Genomic DNA, 16,401 nt, shown 5'->3' with positions numbered 1-16,401 from the left:
TGTTGGTGGAGGTGACCCACTCACAGAAGGCCTGCCAGCTGGAAGCGCCGGAGCGCTGCTGGAGGGTGGTGGTCATGAGAACGGAAAGAAATGTTCCCGAAGGAACGGTTTAAGGAAGGGCAGGACAGCCCTGCCTGTTCGGGATTGTAAAGGAAGTTTGCGCTGTGTGTCCACAGATTGCGAAACCAACGCTTAAGGACCCCAGGCAAGGAAGGCGATGCTTTCGAAAGACTTAAGATTCATGAGACTCACCAAGGCGCTTTTGGTTCTGATCCGCTGGATGCAAGCCGGCCACCGCTTGGAGGAAACCGTTCCTCTTACCCAGGCCCGCCATAGGCGACTGGAGCTGGAGGCTCAAGGTGCCACCGTGTATTGGAGTGAACGTCTGGCCCAGGGCTAGTTCTGTTGAGAGGCTGGGGCCAATCAGTACAGGCCCATGCAGCGTTTGATTCCTCTGATTTGTCTTGGGCTGACCTCGATTGGTCTCACCAGCTGTGGACTGGTGAGCTCAAGTGGCGACCAACCAAATGCAAGCGCTTCGATCGAACAGCTGGAACAACGCATCAACCAGCTGGAGCAGGAGCTGCAACAACTCAAGTTGCCCGGCGGCGATGCCGACAGCAAGACCCCGACCGGTCCACTGCGATCCCTCACCCTGCGGCTCGGCACCGAGGACGACCGATTGCGGATGTACTGGGCGGATGGTCAGACGAGCAATCTGATCTGCTCTCAAGAAGGGAACGGTGTTTGGGCCTGCGGTTAAGCCGCAGAGAGCAACTGCTGCAAGGCCGGCAGCCAGGTGGGCTGCACGGGCCACACCTCCCTGCGCGTGAGGGAAAAAGCAATGCTTTTCTCCGCGTAGGCCGCTTCATTCACAAACACCGGAATCTCCCCCTCAACCCACGCTTCACCTCGATCGGTCCCATCCGCAGAACGGAACATCGCCTGGGTTGAGCTGATGTTCTGCCAATCGCGGCCCTGTAGTTCGGGATGCACAAGGGCCTGAGGCTCTCCGTTCTCCGCCTTCGGAAGATCCCGACTCCCCAGGTGACGGTGCACCACCAGAGCATCCGGCAGCCGGGCCAAGCCCTGATCTGCCTGATCCAAGGCTCTCAGGCAGGTTTCCAAGCCAAGACGGGTCTGTTCAACGACCCGGGCATTGAGCAGACCTTGCGGCACAGGGCCCACCTCGATCACCAGGCCGCAGGGCCAGGATTCAACAAGGAAGCCGGTCTGCTGAGCATCGGCTTCGTGCAGATAAATCGGCAGGCCGAGCGCTCCCTGCACCAAAGCCGCGAGGGCGAGATCAGCCGGACGCCGGCCATACACCACAAGGGAATTGCCCATGGCCGCTGTGGTGCTGTGCAGATCGATGGCCACAGCACAAGGCTGCTCGCCGGTCGGGCCGTGCAAGCGCAGGAGTTCCCCAGCACGCTGGAACTCCAAGCCGGGGGCCCCCTGCTCCAACTGTTCCGTGAGGAAGCAGCGGTTGAGGTCACGATCGACGTAACGGCAGCGGCGGCGCAACGCTTCCGGGTTGCCGATCACCTTCTGCACCGCCAAGCCAGCAGCGTTGATCAGATCAGGGTTGGCCTGCCACTGCTGCAGCAACCAAGGGGCATTGACCTCATTGCCGTGGGTGCCGGCCACCACAAGAACGCCACAGCTGCTCATGGACCACAGCGAACCAAGTTCTGACTGAAGCACGAGTCACAGCGAGGATGGAAGCGATCCAAACCGCGCCATGTCGATCCCACCTGTTGTGGTCACGGCCGCTCGTCGCAGTTGGCGCTGGCAATGGCAACGGCTCATGGGTGGGCTGGGCCCAGCCGATGCGGCCGGCAATTACACCCGCCCAAGCAGCGATCCGCTCAGCCCGCCGGCTTTAAACCCCGAAGACCTGCTCCAGCGGAGCGCAGACCAACGGCCAATCCTGGTGATCGGGCGCAGTTGCCCCTGGGCCCACCGCACCTGGCTGGTGCATCAGCTGCGCCATCTGCACAACAGCCTCACCCTCGTGATGGCACAGGCGGATCACAACGCTGGACGCTGGGCCCTCAATCCCGATTGGGAGGGGTGCGACACGCTGCTGGAGTTGTATCAACACTGCGGCGCCCCCCCCAGCTACCGGGCCACCGTGCCTGTGCTGGTGGATCCCAAGACGCGCAGCCTGCTGGGCAATGACAGTGCACCACTGGTGGAGCTGTTGAACCGCTGGCCCCATCAAGACGCGGCTTTGGATCTTGCACCGGCGGAAGCAACCGACAGGATCCAGGCCTGGCAGCAGCAGCTGCAACCGGCCATCAACGATGGGGTGTACCGCTGCGGTTTCGCCCGCAACCAAGCGGCCTACGACCGGGCTGAAGCCGATCTCTTCGCCGCCCTTGCTGCGGTGGAGCAGAGCCTCGAAACCAATGGTCCATGGCTGTGCGGGGAAGCACTGACCCTGGCGGACGTGCGCTTGTTCCCCACCTTGATCCGCTGGGAGCTGGTCTATGCGCCCCTGTTCGGCTGCAGTCGGCAGCCGCTCTGGCACTACCCACACCTCTGGGCATGGCGACAACGCTTTTACGCCTTGCCAGGCGTTGCGGACACCTGCGACGGCAACGCCTGGCGAAACGACTACTTCGGTGCCCTGTTCCCCCTCAATCCCGGCGGCATCGTTCCAGCTGGTCCTGACCTGAGCACACTGGTGAAAAGCACGGCGGCGTCGGGATGACCAGCGCAGATCCAACCTTTGAAGGTGTCTACGGCCCTTACTCGATCACCGCTACCGATCGCCAGGAGGTGCGTTCCTACCGGATCGCCCTGTTGATCACCGGCCTCAGCCTGGCTGCAGGAGTGCTGCAGTGGTGGCAGACCGATAGCCCCTGGGCATGGCTCTGGGTGCTGCCGATGGCCACAGCCCTGGGCCTGGCGCTGCGCTGGATTCACATTTATCTCCGTCCCTTGCACCGGGCCCTTCAACTGTTCTGGCTCAGCGGTTGCATCGGTTGGGGGGCCCTGCTGCTGCAGGCCGGCCCCACCGAAGTGCTCTCCACCCTGCGGGACCAGCCGCTGTGGATCCTGGCCATCGGGCCGCTGTTTGCCGCCCTGGCGGGAATCGGCTTCAAGGAGTTTTTCTGCTTCCAACGGCCCGAAGCCATTGGTCTCACCCTGCTGCTGCCGGCAGCGCTGCTGGGGCATCTGGTGGGACTGATCAATGGTCCCCTCTGCCTGGCTCTACTGGAAGCTGCAGCGTTGCTGCTGGTGCTGCTGGCCCTGCGCAAATTCGGCATGGAGGCAGCAGCGGATGTGGGCGACAAGAGCGTGTTTGCTTATCTGGACGGTCAATTGCCCGCTGGCACGCCGTGAGTCTGATCAGCCTGGTGGGTGCGGCCAAGGATTTCGGCATCCGCACCCTCTTTTCCGATCTCGATCTCCACATCGCTGAAGGAGAACGGCTCGGGCTGATCGGACCCAATGGCGCCGGCAAATCCACCCTGTTGAAGGTTCTGGCAGGGAAAGAACCGCTCGGGGAAGGGGAACGCCGCTGTTCGCCGCGGCTTCGGGTGGAGCTGGTTGGTCAGGAGAGCCGGATCACTCCGGGGCTCACGGTGCTGGAGCAGGTGCTGGAGGGCTGTGGTGCCAAACGGGATCTGCTGGTGCGCTTCAGCGCCCTCAGCGACGCCATCGCGGAAGACCCCAGCAATGAAGCACTGATGGCGGAGCTGGGTCAGCTCAGCCAACGGATGGATGATGAGGACGCCTGGAGCCTGGAGCAGCAATGCCGGGAAGTGCTGCAGAAATTGGGCATCAGCGATCTCCAGCGCCCGGTCGACGACCTCTCCGGCGGATACCGCAAACGGGTGGGTCTGGCGTCAGCCCTGGTGGCCTGCCCCGATGTGCTGCTGCTGGATGAGCCCACCAACCATCTCGATGCCGCTGCCGTGGAATGGCTGCAGAGCTGGCTGGATCGCTATCCCGGCGCTCTGGTGCTGGTCACCCATGACCGCTACGTGCTCGATCGGGTGACGCGGCGGATGGTGGAGGTGGACCGAGGCCAGGCCCGCACTTATCAGGGGAACTACAGCACCTTTCTGCAGCACAAAGCCGAAGAAGAAGCCTCAGAAGCAGCCTCAGCGGCCAAGTTCAAAAGCGTGCTTCGCCGCGAGTTGGCCTGGCTACGCCAGGGCCCCAAGGCCCGCAGCACCAAACAGAAGGCGCGACTGCAACGCATCGAAGCGATGCGCGAGCAGAAACCCAATCAGGCCAAAGCAAAGCTGGAGATGACCGGCATCAGCCGGCGCATCGGCAAACAGGTGATCGAAGCGGAAGCCGTTGGGGTCACAGCCGATGGCAGCGGGGGCGGTCGCCCACTCCTCGATGGCTTCAGCTACAGCTTCAGCCCTGAAGACCGAATCGGCATCATCGGCCCCAACGGCAGCGGCAAATCCACCCTGCTTGATCTCATCGCCGGACGGCGCGAGCCAACCCAGGGCAGCCTGCTGCTTGGGGAGACCGTTCACATCGGTTACCTGGACCAGCACACCGAAGCCTTCAACGAAGGCAAAGGGCTCGATCGCAAAGTGATCGAGTTCGTGGAAGAAGCCGCCAGCCGGATCGATCTGGGGGGTGAGCAAGTCACCGCATCCCAGCTTCTAGAACGCTTTTTGTTTCCACCGGCCCAGCAGCACAGCCCCTTGGCCAAGCTCTCGGGAGGCGAGCGCCGCCGCCTCACCCTCTGCCGAATGCTGATCCAGGCGCCCAACGTGTTGCTGTTGGACGAACCCACCAACGATCTGGATGTTCAGACCCTCAGCGTTCTGGAGGATTTTCTTGAGGACTTCCGAGGTTGCGTGATCGTTGTTTCCCACGACCGTTACTTCCTCGATCGCACGGTTGATCGTTTGTTCTGTTTCGACCAAGGACGGCTCAATCGGTTTGAAGGGAACTACAGCGCGTTTCTGGAGCAGCAGCGCCAGGAGGAACGCAGCCAAAGCCAGGCGAGCAAACCCTCCACACCAAAACCAGAGCGGAACCGCCAGACCAAGAGCAACGGTCCGCGGCGGCGCAACTTCAAGGAGAACAAGGAGCTTGCGGCGCTTGATCAACAGCTGCCTGAACTGGAGCTGAAGAAAGAAGAGCTGGAACAGCAGATGACCCGGGAAGGCGCTGATATGGCCAAGCTGAGTCTCGATCTGGCTGAGATCATCACCCGCATTGAACAAGCGGAAGAACGCTGGCTGGAACTCAGCGAATTGGCGCCCTGATCAACGATCTGGAGCTGTGCTTGTAGCCACGGCTACCGCCACTTCAAATCAGCGTTATCGGATGGTGATGAGGTGGGATTCCACCACTCCAAAACCGATGAACCGCCGTAAGGTGCTGCCAGGCCACGGTCTGAATTCATGAAGTCCATCGACGAACACATCCAGAAGGATCAATCCGAAATCGAAGCTGCCAAAGCAGCTGGAGACGAGGCCAAGGTTCGTCACCTCACCGATGAGCTGAAGTCGCTGGAGGAATACAAGGAACACCACCCCGGCGACAGCCACGACCCCACTTCGCTCGAGCTGCATTGCGAGGCCAATCCCGATGCCGATGAGTGCCGCGTCTACGACGACTGATCCAACCAGCGACGTATATCCAACGAGGGCTCAGTAGTCCTCGTTGTAGTCGGAGGGGCTGCCGGTCAGGCTGCAGACGACAGCCTCCTCCTTACGCATTGCCTTCACTTCAGCGATAGGGCGTCCCATGCGTTGAAGCACAGCAACATCCTCTTTCGTTTGGCACCGGGCAATCACGTCGCCCTTGTTGTCCAGACAGGTGTAAAAGGTCATGTCAGGGGAGAGACATTCCCGTTATGACTCCCCCGCGATCAGGCCACAAGCATCGGTGTGGCTGATCACATGAAGATTGTCTGGAGCATCAGCTCACACTCCGAGCTCGGCCCAGGTTTCGGCCAGCAACTGATCGAGGTTGGTTCCCATGGCGGCTGAAATGCACAGCACGGGACGACCACTCGCCGCTTCAAGGTCTTGCCGCAACCTGGGGAGATCCTCTTCTGTCACCAACTCCTGTTTGTTGATCACCAACAGACGTGGCCGATCAACCAGACCATGGCCATAGGCCTCCAGCTCTTGCTGGACGACGTTCAGATCAGCCACGGGATCCTCGGATCCTGCGTCCACGAGGTGGATCAGCAGACGGGTGCGTTCGATATGACGCAGAAAGTCGTGGCCAAGACCAGCGCCCTGGGCGGCCCCCTCAATCAAGCCTGGAATATCGGCGAACACGGTTCCATCTCCACTGGGGCGGCGCACCACACCAAGGTTGGGAACCAAGGTGGTGAAGGGGTAATCGGCAATCTTGGGTCGCGCTGCCGACAGCACGGCGATCAAGGTGCTCTTGCCGGCATTGGGAAGACCAATGATGCCCACCTCAGCCAGCAACTTCAATTCCAGCTGCAGGGGCCATTCCTCACCCTCACGGCCCTCGGTGAATTTCTCCGGAGCGCGGTTGCGATTGCTCAGGTAATGGGCGTTGCCCAAACCACCTCGCCCACCGAAGGCAACGGTGAGACGCTCACCCGGGGTGGTGAGGTCTCCCAGAAGAATGCCGGTGCGCAGATGGCGTACCTCCGTGCCGCAAGGCACCTTGATCACCAGGTCTTTCCCTGATGCACCGGTGCATTTGTTCGGACCACCGCGTCGCCCATCGTCAGCGGCGAACAGGCGTTTGTATTTGAAATCGAGCAGGGTTTGCAGGTTGCTGTCGGCCTCGAGAACCACTGGAGCCCCACACCCGCCGTCACCTCCGGAGGGGCCTCCAGCGGGCACATACTTTTCACGGCGAAATGCAGCGATGCCATCGCCGCCGCGCCCGCCTCGGACCGTGATCCGTGCCTGATCGATGAACTGCACGGTGCTGCCGGCTCAATCCAATCCATAACCCTAAGATTCAGCCGCTGCAGCTCTGTCGTTGGCCGGCGTCCGTTTCGAAGACCTCAGCAAGACCTTCCCAGGACGCGGCGGCGGTGATCCCGTGGAGGTGATTCGTCAGTTGAATCTGACGATCAACAATGGCGAGTTTTTGGTGCTGGTCGGTCCCTCGGGGTGCGGCAAAAGCACCTTGCTGCGACTGCTCGCTGGTCTCGACAGCCCCACCAGCGGCGAAATCAGAATCGGGTCCCGGCCCATCAGCGATGTGCCGCCAGCGCGCCGCAACGTCGCCATGGTGTTCCAGAGCTATGCGCTCTACCCGCATCTCAGCGTGCGGGACAACCTCAGCTTCGGACTGCGCAGAAGTCAGGCTAGATCAACAGTCCAGCGCATCCAAGATCAAGCCTTTCGAGCCACGCGCGCCTTACCGAAACCACTGAGGGTGCGGTCAGTCAGAGAAGAACAAATCGAAGCCCGGGTGAACACCGTTGCCAGATCTCTGGAACTCACAGAATTGCTCGATCGGAGGCCAAAGGAACTGTCCGGCGGACAGAAACAACGGGTCGCCCTCGGACGCGCCATGGCGCGCAATCCCGAGGTGTTTTTGATGGATGAACCGCTGAGCAATCTCGACGCCAAACTCAGAACGAGCACGCGCCAAAGAATCGTTGAGCTACAGCGAGAACTGGGAACAACGACGGTTTATGTGACCCACGACCAGGTGGAAGCGATGACCATGGGGGACCGCATCGCTGTGTTGAACCAGGGGCGCCTGCAGCAGCTCGGGAGCCCCATGGAGTTGTACAGATGGCCCTCCAACATCTTTGTGGCCCAGTTCATTGGCAGCCCAGCGATGAGCCTTTTGCCCGTCACGGTGGGGCCCAATGCAACTCTGATGCTGGGGAACAAGCGCATTCAGGTTGAAGGCGCAATGGTCGAGCCTTTACTTCAACGAGAAGGCCAACACCTCAGCGCAGGATTGAGGCCTGAAAACTGGCATCTGGCACCGGCAACGAACCGGAATCTCGAAGCCGAGGTGAGCCATTGCGAGCGTCTGGGCAATGAGCAGATCCTTACCTGTCGGCTCCTGGATGGTGATCAACTCATCCAGGTCAGAGCTTCAACGGAGATCAACATCACTGCCGGCGATGCCATCCACCTCGACCCTGACCCCACAGGCTGGCGGTTGTTTGATGCGGATGGTGAAGCGATCCGTTAGCCACTGAAGCGCCTGAACCAGCTCAGCGCACCCAAACAACGCTGCAGCCCGGTCCGCCGTCCCCCTGCTCGGCATCGGTCACCCGTTCCACATAGGGCACCGTGTCCAGCCAGGCGCGCAGGCCGCGCTTGAGCTTGCCCGTGCCGATGCCGTGGATCACCCAAACCGGCCCATTGGCACTGCGCAAGCATTCCTCAACCGCCGCTTCGGCCTCATGCACCCGCATGCCACGCACATCAAGGGTGTTGCGACTGGTGCGCACCTGCGCACCGCCGCCTCCGACGGAACGGGCTTGCACCTTCACCACCGGCTTTGGAGGCGGCTCCGGCTTACGCCCATCCAGGCTTTCCACCGCCGCCAGATCCACCGTGGTGCGCATCACCCCACAACGAACCGTCAGCTGAAGGCCGTCATCGGTGATGGCCAACACATCTGCAGCCTTGCCGAGGGCGAGCAAGCGCACGCGATCCCCCACTGACGGACGCCAACCCGGCTTGGGTGCACGCCGTTCAGGGGTTGGGCGGTGATGGTCTTCCAAGCTGCGTAACCGTTGCCCAGCCTTTCGCGCGGTTTCCCCATCCGCGCGCTCATCCCGCAGACGGCGAATCAGCGTGCGAACTTCTTTCTGGCCCTGGCGGATCGACTGCTCCAAGCGTTGACGGCCCTGCTCCTGGCGTTGCGCGGTCTGCTGCTTTTGCTTCTGCCAGCGCTGCAGCAACTCCTCGTGCAGCAGCTCCGTGCGTGCCAGGAGTGCTGCAGCGTCTTCTGCCGCGGCCTGCTGGCGCTGCCGTTGCTCCTCCAAGCCACGGATCACACTGTTCACCTCACCATCACCCCCTGGGGCCAGAAGCTGCTGGGCCTGGTGAAGCACATCCGAATCGAGCCCAAGGCGCGTCGCGATTGCCAGTGCATTGCTGCGTCCTGGAATTCCCCACAGCAATTCATAGGTGGGGGACAAGGTCTCAGGATTGAAAGCAACAGAGGCATTCTCAAAACGAGCGTCGTCGTATTTGAGGGCCTTGAGTTCACCGAAGTGGGTGGTGGCAATCGTGAGCCGAGCCCGATCCGCAAGAGCCTTGAGCAGAGCCGTGGCCAGGGCCGTTCCCTCGCTGGGATCCGTTCCAGCACCCACCTCATCCAGGAGCACCAGGGCTGGAGAACCACCGCGCTGCAGCGCCTCAAGAATGCGCCCGATGCGCTTCACATGACCACTGAAGGTGGACAAGCTCTGCTGGAGGGATTGCTCATCTCCTATGTCCGCCAGCACCTGGGCACACCAGGGCAGGGAGGGTTGCCCCGAACAGGGCAAAAGCATGCCGGCGCGTGCCATCAATGCAGCGAGGCCAATGCTTTTCAGGGTGACCGTTTTGCCACCGGTGTTCGGCCCGGTGATCGCCACCACCCGCAGCTCCGGCGACACCTCCACCGAGATGGGAACCACGGGCGGCCCCTCGGCCCGTTTGTGCTGCCACACCAAGAGTGGGTGTCGCAGACCTGAAAAGCGAAACGGAGCCTCCGCTGCCGCCTCAAGCTGAGGCTCAACGCCACCAAGCCAGCGGCCGTAACGCCCACGGGCCAGCGCAAGATCAAGCGCGCGCAGCACGGCCACCACCTGGTTGAGGGCGGACGCCTCTTCAGCCACCAGAGCACTCAGCTCCGCCAACACCTTGCGTTCCTCATCCCGGATGCGGGACTCCAGCTCCGCCAGCTTGTTGCCCATGGTGAGCACCGAGCGGGGTTCAACAAAGAGGGTGCTGCCTGAGGCCGAACTGTCGTGCACCTGACCCGGCACCTGGCTCACCGCACCAGCCTTCACCGCCAGTACCGGACGGCCATGACGCTCGGCGATCACACTGTCCTGCAGGGATGGGGCCAGGCGCCGCAGCAGCTCCTGAAGTTTGTCGCGACGTTCCTGGCGCAGACCGTTCCATTGATGCCGCAGAGCCGACAACGCCGAGCTGGCGCGATCAGCGACGCGGCCGCCCTCTTCGAGCGCAAATTTGAGCCGCTGCTCCAACTCCGGCAGCGTCACCATCGTTTCAATCAACGCGGTGCACACAGGGCGCAGCTCGGGATCGTCGATCTGACGGCGCAGCCGACGGGCCGCTGCCAACGTTTCCGCCACGGCCAGCAGCTCTTCTCCGGAGGCCACGCCTCCCTTGCTGCAGCGCAGCACAACGGGCTCGATATTCTGCACACCGCGGAAGCTGAGCCCCCCCTCAGTGAGGTCATCGAGCACCGCCATTTCAACCGTCTCGGCTAGGCACTGTTTCGACTCCTCCAGGCTGGCGGGCAGCGGTTGAACCCGGGCCGCATCACGGCCCATGCCGGTGCTGGCAAAGCCGCTGAGATGGTCACAGACCCGATGCCACTCCAGCAGTTCAAGGGTTTCCTGCTGAGCCCGGTCCGCCCCTTGACTCAAGTCAGCTGCAGTTGGAGGGGATGCCACCGGGGGGTTCATAAAGCATTTCGAGCCAGTTGCCTTCCGGGTCTTTCAAATAAAAAGACGCCGTGCCGTCGCGGTGGTCATGGACGGCACCAACGTGCACACCCTGCGCTTTGAGACGATCGTGAATCACATCCACCTCCGCACGATCGCGGAAATGGAAGGCGAAATGTGGGCCAGCGGCTTTGTAATCCGGGCCTAACAAGGCGAGTCCATCGCGACCTTCCCCGGCTTCCAGATAGCACCAGTCGTTGGCACGCCAGACCAGACGCATGCCCAGATCGGTGTAGAAGGCAACAGCCCGATCGACGTTCTCAACACGGATCGCAACGTGACCGAGACGATCCACACCTTTGGGTTGATCGGCTATTGCCATCGGATCAAGCCTCCTTCAACCAAGCCGCTGCATCGCAGGCGTGGTACGTGAGGATCAGATCAGCACCGGCGCGCTTGAAGCTCAGCAACGTCTCCAGCACAACGGCCTTTTCATCGATCCAGCCCCGCTCCGCCGCGGCCTTCACCATCGAATACTCACCACTCACGTTGTAGGCAGCAATGGGGAGTTCTGACTCTTCGCGCAGTCGGTGGATGATGTCGAGATAAGCCAAACCTGGCTTCACCATCATGATGTCGGCGCCCTCCTGCTCATCGAGCTGGGCTTCGGTGATGGCTTCCCGAGCATTGGCGGGATCCATCTGATAAGTGTCTTTATTTTTGGGGATCGGCTTGCTGCCGGCGGCACGGGGAGCGGAATCGAGGGCCTCACGGAAGGGGCCGTAGTACGCGGAGGAGTACTTCGCCGTGTAGCTGATGATGCCCACATGTTCGAAGCCTTCGTCGTCGAGGGCTTCCCGGATGGCACCGACCCTGCCGTCCATCATGTCGCTAGGACCGATCAGATCAGCGCCCGCTTCAGCCTGCACAACGGCCTGCTTGCAGAGCAGTTCAATCGTTTCATCGTTGAGGACCACGCCGTCCTGGCTGACGATCCCGTCATGACCATCGCAGGAATAGGGATCCAGGGCGACGTCGGTCATGATCGCCATCTCGGGGATGGCTTCCTTGATCTGGCGGATCGCCCGTGGAATCAGGCCATTGGCGTTGAAGCACTCAGCCCCGTCTTCGGTCTTCAGTCCCTCAGACACCTTGGGGAAGAGAACGATGCAACGCACCCCAAGGTCGTAGGCACGCTGCACTTCGCCGGTGAGGGCCGCAAGGCTCCAACGGCTGGCGCCAGGCATGGCACCAATCGGCTCCACCTCAGCGCCTTCATGCACAAAGAGGGGATAGATGAAATCTGCAGCCGAGAGGCTGTGCTCACGCACCATGGCGCGTAGGGCGGGCGTACGCCGAAGACGACGGGGGCGGTAGGTGAGCTCCATCAGACCCAAACACAAGGTGTGATCGTAAGGGTCACCCGATCAGAGGGCCGCCGAACGAAGCCACTCTTGACGTGGATGGGCCGTGCGGTTGGCACGCAGTTGCTCCAACAATCGACGCTCCTCCTCACTCCACGAGGCAGGCATGGCCAGCGTCAGCGTGAGCAGGAGATCACCGCGACCAGTCTTCGACGGCCAGCCCTTGCCCTTCAGCCTCAGACTGCGGCCCGGGGCGGTGCCGGCCGGAATGCTCACCTGGGCCTCACCATCGGGCGTCATCACCGAGACCATGCCTCCAAGGGCCAGTTCATCGAGGCTGACGGGGAGATCGGCCCGCAGCTGATCCGACTCCAGGCGCCAGATCGGGTGGTCCTGAATCTTGAGGTTGAGGTAGAGATCGCCCCGCCGTCCGGTTCCCGGTTGCAGGTTGCCCTTGCCCTTCAACCGCAACCGTGAGCCGTTCTTCACTCCAGCAGGAATGCGCACCTGAACGCGCTCGTTGTTCACCGAGAGGCTGCGTTCACCACCGCGAAAGGCCTCTGAAAAGGTCACATTCACCGATGCTTCGGCATCGAGATTCACCGGAGGGCGTGAAGCCTGGCCACCACGCGGGAATCCGCCCCCTGCGAATCCCCCGCCGGGAAATCCGCCCCCAGGGAAACCACCCCCTTGGAAGCCACCGCCGCCTGGACCACCGAAACGGCCCAACAGGTCGTTGATGAAATCGTCGAAATTGCCGTAGCGACCGAAGTCGACGTCCATGCCGGGTGAGGCTCCCCCGCCCATGCCCCCGGCCTGGTTCCAGTACTGGCCGAATTGCTCATAACGACGCCGTTTCTCGGGGTCGGAGAGGACTTCGTAGGCCTCACTGATCTCCTTGAACCGCGCTTCAGCCTGGGCATCACCAGGGTTGACGTCAGGGTGATATTGGCGCGCCAGGCTGCGAAAGGCTTTCTTGATGGCATTGGCATCAGCGCTGCGATCAACACCGAGCACCTGGAAATAGTCCTTGTATCCGCTGCCTGCCATACCAATCCAGTGGTAATCCCAGTTTCACCGCAGCAGGGCTTGCGTTGTTGCTTCCGCATGGAGGGAAGCCCGAACGCCTGAATGCGACCTAGCTTCAGGCCAACCACTGCATCAGCATGAGGAGCATGGCTTCATCCCTGCTGGCATCCGTGCTGGTCGCAGCTGGTGGAGCTGTTGGTGGCCCGCCTGGTTCGGCCGCTCCCTGGGCCAGCACGCTCGGAGAGCCCCTGCACGACTCAAGCCACCAGGCCCTCGAACTGACGCAGCATCTGAAGTCAATGGGGGCCAAGTTTTACGGCGCCTGGACCTGCCCAGCCTGCTTCAAGCAGATGAACCTGTTCGGCAAACAGGCCGGAGCGGACGTGATCTATGTGGAATGCCGCAAGCCGAAGCAGCTGCCGGAGCAAGCCGAAGCCTGCAACGCCGCAGAGATCCGGGCTTATCCCACCTGGGTTCTCCCCGATGGGCGCCGAAAAGTGGGAGTTCAGTCCCTGGAAGCCCTGAGCCGCTGGAGTGGTCTGAACTGAGATGGCACTGATTCACGGCCTGCATCAACGCAACATCCGAGGCGACCTTCTCGGAGGATTGACGGCCGCCGTGGTTGCGCTGCCACTTGCCCTGGCCTTCGGCAATGCGGCCCTGGGGCCAGGCGGCGCCATCTACGGCCTGTATGGCGCCATCGTGACCGGATTCCTGGCGGCCTTGCTCGGGGGAACTCCCGCCCAGGTGAGCGGACCCACCGGACCCATGAGCGTCACCGTGGCAGGGATCGTCTCCAGCCTGGCCGCCATCGGCATCGGTCGTGATCTCGATGCCGGCGAGATGCTGCCGTTGGTGATGGCCGCTGTGGTGATCGGTGGTGTGTTCGAAACCCTGCTCGGGGTGCTGCGGCTGGGGCGCTTCATCACCCTGGTGCCCTACTCGGTGGTCTCCGGCTTCATGTCGGGGATCGGTTTCATCATCCTTGTGCTGCAACTTGGACCCTTCATCGGGGTGAGCACCGGGGGCGGCGTGGTTGCGTCCCTGAGTTCGCTGATCGAGGCCCCCAGCTGGAATCCAGCTGCGCTCGCCGTTGGATTGATGACACTCGCTGTGGTGTTTCTGACCCCCCTGCGGATCCGTCAATGGGTGCCAACGCCTCTGCTGGCGCTGCTGATCGTGACGCCGTTGTCGCTGCTGCTTTTCAACGACAACCGACTGCTGGAGCTGGGCCTTGAACCCATCGCCCGGATCGGAGCAATCCCGGAGGGGGGCTTGCAACTGGTGGTTCCCGATTTCAGTCAGCACCTGCCGGAGCTGGTGAAAGCCGGCATGGTTCTCGCCCTGCTCGGGGCGATCGACTCGTTGCTCACCTCCCTGGTAGCCGACAACATCACCCAAACCAACCACGACTCCAACCGTGAGCTGATCGGCCAGGGCATCGCCAACACAGCAGCCGGGTTTCTCTCAGGCCTTCCCGGTGCCGGAGCCACCATGCGAACGGTGATCAACATCAAATCCGGTGGTCAGACGCCCTGGTCGGGCATGACCCATTCCCTGGTGCTGCTGCTTGTGCTGCTGGGGGCAGGCCCCCTTGCGGCACAGATTCCCACGGCGCTGTTGGCGGGAATCCTGATCAAAGTCGGCCTCGACATCATCGATTGGGGCTTTCTGCTCCGCGCCCATCGCCTGTCGGCGAAAACAGCCGCGCTGATGTACGCCGTGCTGTTGATGACGGTGTTCTGGGACCTGATCTGGGGCGTTTTGGTCGGGATGTTCGTGGCCAACCTGTTGACCGTTGATGCGATCACGCGGTCCCAATTGGAAGGGATGGAAGAGGACAACCCCTCCGATGCCAGGGATGCACTGCACGCCAATCTTTCCCCGGAGGAGGAAGGCCTGATCCTGCGCTGCGGCAAGGCCTTGATGCTGTTTCGTTTGCGCGGCCCTCTGAGTTTTGGCGCCGCCAAGGGCATCAGTGCCCGAATGGGCTTGATCCAGAGCTACAGGGTTCTGATCCTTGACCTCACCGATGTGTCCCGCATCGGTGTCACCGCAACCCTGGCCATCGAGCGCATGGTGGAGGAAGCACGATCGGCGGGCCGCATCCTGTTGATCGCCGGAGCCAACCACACCCTCGAACAACGGCTGCGGCAATTTGGCGTGGAGGGGGTGCTTCGGCCATCCAGGCTGGAGGCCTTGCAGGAGGCGGCTCAGCTGATCTGACTGCTGATCTGTGTGGCATCCACACCACAGGAATGCATCCGCACGTCTTCAGGGCGTGCCAACTCCCCTTCCAGCGCCTTCACTTCGGCGAGGGCCAGCACTTCGAGGCGCTCAACGATCAGCTCCCGCGGATAGCGCTGCTCACACAACACCCAGTACAGACCGAAGTGGCGGGCTTCACTCGCCAACAGATCGCTGTAAAGCTCCCGCAACTGAGGATCCGGGCTGTGCTCCGCCAGCAGGGCCATGCGCTCATGGCTGCGGGCTTCGATCAGACCCGCCACCAGAAAGGAGTCGAGCATTCTCTGCGGCTCACCTTTACGGATCTGCCGGGCCAGATCAGCGCCATAGCCCGGGGAAGGCAGCGGTTCCAGGTAGCGCCCCCTGGCCTTGATCAACGCCAGCACGTGCTCAAAGTGCTCCAGCTCTTCCCGCGCCAGAGGGCTGAGGGCTTCACCCAGACCCGGTTCGCAGAGGTAGCGGAACATCATCTGAACCGCAGCCCCGGCAGCCTTGCGTTCGCAGTGGGCGTGATCGATCAGCACCTCCATCGGCCTGGCATTGGCCTGCTCCACCCAGCTCCAGCTGGTGGGCGCAGCCAACCAGCGGATTGACGCCACTGCCTTGGAAGGAACTGCCTTAGTGGGAGCTGTCTTGGAGGGAACAGTTTGTGCTGGAGCAGTGCTGGTCATGCGTTCCGGCGCAGATGGCTGAGCAATCCGTTCAAGGCAAGGCTGTAGCTGGCGGGTCCGAAGCCGCAGATCACACCCACAGCACGCTCAGCCAGAAACGAGTGATGGCGGAACTTTTCCCTGGCATGGGTGTTGCTGAGGTGCAATTCCACATAGGGGATCGCGACACCAGCCAGGGCATCGCGAATGGCGATGGACGTGTGGGTGTAGGCCCCGGCGTTGATCAAGATTCCATCGCAGCGGCCCATGGCCTGGTGAATCCGGTCCACCAGGGCACCTTCGAAATTGCTTTGAAAACAGTCCAGCTGCACTGATTCCTGCTCCGCCTCCCGGGTCAGCGCCGCCTCGATGTCCGCCAGGGAGGAATGGCCATAGATCCCCGGCTCACGCTGGCCCAACAGGTTCAGATTCGGACCGTTCAGCAGCAGTACGTGCATGGCTGGAGATCGGTTCAGTTCGGCAGATCGTATCGAGATCGTGGGGAAGGACACACCGACTGGTAAGTTCT

18 protein-coding genes are annotated in these 16,401 nt (G+C 62.0%); 9 read left to right on the top strand and 9 right to left on the bottom strand.

The features are described from left to right. Positions 1-241 precede the first annotated feature (241 nt). Both AAXE93_RS12065 and AAXE93_RS12060 read left to right on the top strand, forming a co-directional pair. Complete coding sequence (locus AAXE93_RS12065; protein WP_390131066.1) at positions 242-400, top strand: hypothetical protein; 159 nt, start codon at positions 242-244, stop codon at positions 398-400. A 36-nt stretch (positions 401-436) separates the two neighbouring features. After that, a complete protein-coding gene (locus AAXE93_RS12060; protein ID WP_390131060.1) occupies positions 437-763 on the top strand; it encodes a hypothetical protein in 327 nt (108 codons plus the stop codon). Here AAXE93_RS12060 and AAXE93_RS12055 read toward each other — a convergent pair. Further along, on the bottom strand, positions 760-1,674 hold the full coding sequence (locus tag AAXE93_RS12055) for an aspartoacylase (protein WP_390131058.1): 915 nt from the start codon (positions 1,672-1,674) through the stop codon (positions 760-762). The genes AAXE93_RS12060 and AAXE93_RS12055 overlap by 4 nt on opposite strands. A gap of 70 nt (positions 1,675-1,744) precedes the next feature. Here AAXE93_RS12055 and AAXE93_RS12050 point away from each other — a divergent pair, with 70 nt between their 5' ends. The 4 genes from AAXE93_RS12050 (at position 1,745) to AAXE93_RS12035 (ending at position 5,609) form a co-directional block, all read left to right on the top strand. Further along, positions 1,745-2,719 (top strand): glutathione S-transferase C-terminal domain-containing protein, encoded by a 975-nt coding sequence (locus AAXE93_RS12050; protein ID WP_390131056.1) that lies wholly within the window; start codon positions 1,745-1,747, stop codon positions 2,717-2,719. Next, positions 2,716-3,354: a DUF2301 domain-containing membrane protein gene (locus AAXE93_RS12045; protein ID WP_390131054.1), complete on the top strand. Its 639-nt coding sequence runs from the start codon at positions 2,716-2,718 to the stop codon at positions 3,352-3,354. The genes AAXE93_RS12050 and AAXE93_RS12045 overlap by 4 nt, the downstream gene beginning before the upstream one ends. Then, on the top strand, positions 3,351-5,252 hold the full coding sequence (locus AAXE93_RS12040; protein ID WP_390131052.1) for an ABC-F family ATP-binding cassette domain-containing protein: 1,902 nt from the start codon (positions 3,351-3,353) through the stop codon (positions 5,250-5,252). The genes AAXE93_RS12045 and AAXE93_RS12040 overlap by 4 nt, the downstream gene beginning before the upstream one ends. Positions 5,253-5,390: 138 nt before the next feature. After that, the gene (locus AAXE93_RS12035) at positions 5,391-5,609 is read left to right on the top strand and encodes a CP12 domain-containing protein (protein WP_186494643.1); all 219 of its coding nucleotides are present in this window, start codon (positions 5,391-5,393) and stop codon (positions 5,607-5,609) included. Positions 5,610-5,639: 30 nt separating this feature from the next. On the opposite strand, the gene AAXE93_RS12030 is transcribed toward AAXE93_RS12035, so the two are convergent. Together AAXE93_RS12030 and cgtA are read right to left on the bottom strand one after the other, a co-directional pair. Further along, positions 5,640-5,822 (bottom strand): hypothetical protein, encoded by a 183-nt coding sequence (locus AAXE93_RS12030; RefSeq protein ID WP_114988937.1) that lies wholly within the window; start codon positions 5,820-5,822, stop codon positions 5,640-5,642. A gap of 93 nt (positions 5,823-5,915) precedes the next feature. After that, positions 5,916-6,905, bottom strand: a complete 990-nt coding sequence (gene cgtA, locus AAXE93_RS12025) for an Obg family GTPase CgtA (RefSeq protein ID WP_115010312.1) — start codon at positions 6,903-6,905, stop codon at positions 5,916-5,918. Positions 6,906-6,963: 58 nt separating this feature from the next. Here cgtA and AAXE93_RS12020 point away from each other — a divergent pair, with 58 nt between their 5' ends. Then, positions 6,964-8,142, top strand: a complete 1,179-nt coding sequence (locus AAXE93_RS12020) for an ABC transporter ATP-binding protein (RefSeq protein ID WP_390131048.1) — start codon at positions 6,964-6,966, stop codon at positions 8,140-8,142. A 22-nt stretch (positions 8,143-8,164) separates the two neighbouring features. Here AAXE93_RS12020 and AAXE93_RS12015 read toward each other — a convergent pair whose 3' ends face one another. Genes AAXE93_RS12015 through AAXE93_RS12000 form a run of 4 tightly spaced genes read right to left on the bottom strand, consistent with a single transcriptional unit; the run spans position 8,165 to position 12,996 of the window. Continuing rightward, complete coding sequence (locus AAXE93_RS12015) at positions 8,165-10,603, bottom strand: endonuclease MutS2 (RefSeq protein ID WP_390131046.1); 2,439 nt, start codon at positions 10,601-10,603, stop codon at positions 8,165-8,167. Next, the gene (locus AAXE93_RS12010; protein ID WP_390131044.1) at positions 10,566-10,964 is read right to left on the bottom strand and encodes a VOC family protein; all 399 of its coding nucleotides are present in this window, start codon (positions 10,962-10,964) and stop codon (positions 10,566-10,568) included. Before AAXE93_RS12010 ends, AAXE93_RS12015 begins: the two co-directional genes overlap by 38 nt. Before the next feature lie 4 nt (positions 10,965-10,968). Continuing rightward, positions 10,969-11,970 carry a porphobilinogen synthase gene (gene hemB / locus AAXE93_RS12005; protein WP_226426132.1) on the bottom strand — a complete coding sequence of 334 codons (1,002 nt, stop codon included), beginning with the start codon at positions 11,968-11,970 and terminating at the stop codon, positions 10,969-10,971. Between the two features lie 39 nt (positions 11,971-12,009). Beyond that, positions 12,010-12,996, bottom strand: a complete 987-nt coding sequence (locus tag AAXE93_RS12000; RefSeq protein WP_390131041.1) for a DnaJ C-terminal domain-containing protein — start codon at positions 12,994-12,996, stop codon at positions 12,010-12,012. 125 nt (positions 12,997-13,121) lie between these two features. Between AAXE93_RS12000 and AAXE93_RS11995 the strand changes: the two genes are divergently transcribed. Both AAXE93_RS11995 and AAXE93_RS11990 read left to right on the top strand, forming a co-directional pair. After that, the gene (locus AAXE93_RS11995) at positions 13,122-13,523 is read left to right on the top strand and encodes a vitamin K epoxide reductase (RefSeq protein WP_390131039.1); all 402 of its coding nucleotides are present in this window, start codon (positions 13,122-13,124) and stop codon (positions 13,521-13,523) included. Between the two features lies 1 nt (position 13,524). Next, the gene (locus tag AAXE93_RS11990; protein WP_390131037.1) at positions 13,525-15,201 is read left to right on the top strand and encodes a SulP family inorganic anion transporter; all 1,677 of its coding nucleotides are present in this window, start codon (positions 13,525-13,527) and stop codon (positions 15,199-15,201) included. Here the strand turns inward: AAXE93_RS11990 and AAXE93_RS11985 are convergent. Continuing rightward, entirely contained in the window at positions 15,189-15,893 is a 705-nt protein-coding gene (locus tag AAXE93_RS11985) for a tRNA-(ms[2]io[6]A)-hydroxylase (RefSeq protein WP_390131035.1), read from the bottom strand. The two genes, AAXE93_RS11990 and AAXE93_RS11985, sit on opposite strands and share 13 nt — an antisense overlap. Beyond that, entirely contained in the window at positions 15,890-16,330 is a 441-nt protein-coding gene (gene aroQ / locus AAXE93_RS11980) for a type II 3-dehydroquinate dehydratase (protein ID WP_390131033.1), read from the bottom strand. Before aroQ ends, AAXE93_RS11985 begins: the two co-directional genes overlap by 4 nt. Positions 16,331-16,401: the final 71 nt, after the last annotated feature.

The sequence above is a fragment of the Synechococcus sp. HIMB2401 genome (genome assembly GCF_042883245.1).
In the GTDB taxonomy this organism is placed as follows: domain Bacteria; phylum Cyanobacteriota; class Cyanobacteriia; order PCC-6307; family Cyanobiaceae; genus Parasynechococcus.
This window is presented reverse-complemented; position numbering and strand designations above follow the sequence as displayed.

What these genes read in the sequence shown, in the direction of transcription:
- AAXE93_RS12010 (WP_390131044.1), bottom strand. Translation starts at nt 10,964, where the DNA reads ATGGCAATAGCCGATCAACCCAAAGGTGTGGATCGTCTCGGTCACGTT.
- AAXE93_RS12035 (WP_186494643.1), top strand. Translation starts at nt 5,391, where the DNA reads ATGAAGTCCATCGACGAACACATCCAGAAGGATCAATCCGAAATCGAA.
- AAXE93_RS12060 (WP_390131060.1), top strand. Translation starts at nt 437, where the DNA reads ATGCAGCGTTTGATTCCTCTGATTTGTCTTGGGCTGACCTCGATTGGT.
- AAXE93_RS12055 (WP_390131058.1), bottom strand. Translation starts at nt 1,674, where the DNA reads ATGAGCAGCTGTGGCGTTCTTGTGGTGGCCGGCACCCACGGCAATGAG.
- AAXE93_RS11985 (WP_390131035.1), bottom strand. Translation starts at nt 15,893, where the DNA reads ATGACCAGCACTGCTCCAGCACAAACTGTTCCCTCCAAGACAGCTCCC.
- AAXE93_RS12050 (WP_390131056.1), top strand. Translation starts at nt 1,745, where the DNA reads ATGTCGATCCCACCTGTTGTGGTCACGGCCGCTCGTCGCAGTTGGCGC.
- AAXE93_RS12045 (WP_390131054.1), top strand. Translation starts at nt 2,716, where the DNA reads ATGACCAGCGCAGATCCAACCTTTGAAGGTGTCTACGGCCCTTACTCG.
- hemB (WP_226426132.1), bottom strand. Translation starts at nt 11,970, where the DNA reads ATGGAGCTCACCTACCGCCCCCGTCGTCTTCGGCGTACGCCCGCCCTA.
- AAXE93_RS12030 (WP_114988937.1), bottom strand. Translation starts at nt 5,822, where the DNA reads ATGACCTTTTACACCTGTCTGGACAACAAGGGCGACGTGATTGCCCGG.
- AAXE93_RS12015 (WP_390131046.1), bottom strand. Translation starts at nt 10,603, where the DNA reads ATGAACCCCCCGGTGGCATCCCCTCCAACTGCAGCTGACTTGAGTCAA.
- AAXE93_RS11995 (WP_390131039.1), top strand. Translation starts at nt 13,122, where the DNA reads ATGGCTTCATCCCTGCTGGCATCCGTGCTGGTCGCAGCTGGTGGAGCT.
- AAXE93_RS12065 (WP_390131066.1), top strand. Translation starts at nt 242, where the DNA reads ATGAGACTCACCAAGGCGCTTTTGGTTCTGATCCGCTGGATGCAAGCC.
- AAXE93_RS11990 (WP_390131037.1), top strand. Translation starts at nt 13,525, where the DNA reads ATGGCACTGATTCACGGCCTGCATCAACGCAACATCCGAGGCGACCTT.
- aroQ (WP_390131033.1), bottom strand. Translation starts at nt 16,330, where the DNA reads ATGCACGTACTGCTGCTGAACGGTCCGAATCTGAACCTGTTGGGCCAG.
- AAXE93_RS12000 (WP_390131041.1), bottom strand. Translation starts at nt 12,996, where the DNA reads ATGGCAGGCAGCGGATACAAGGACTATTTCCAGGTGCTCGGTGTTGAT.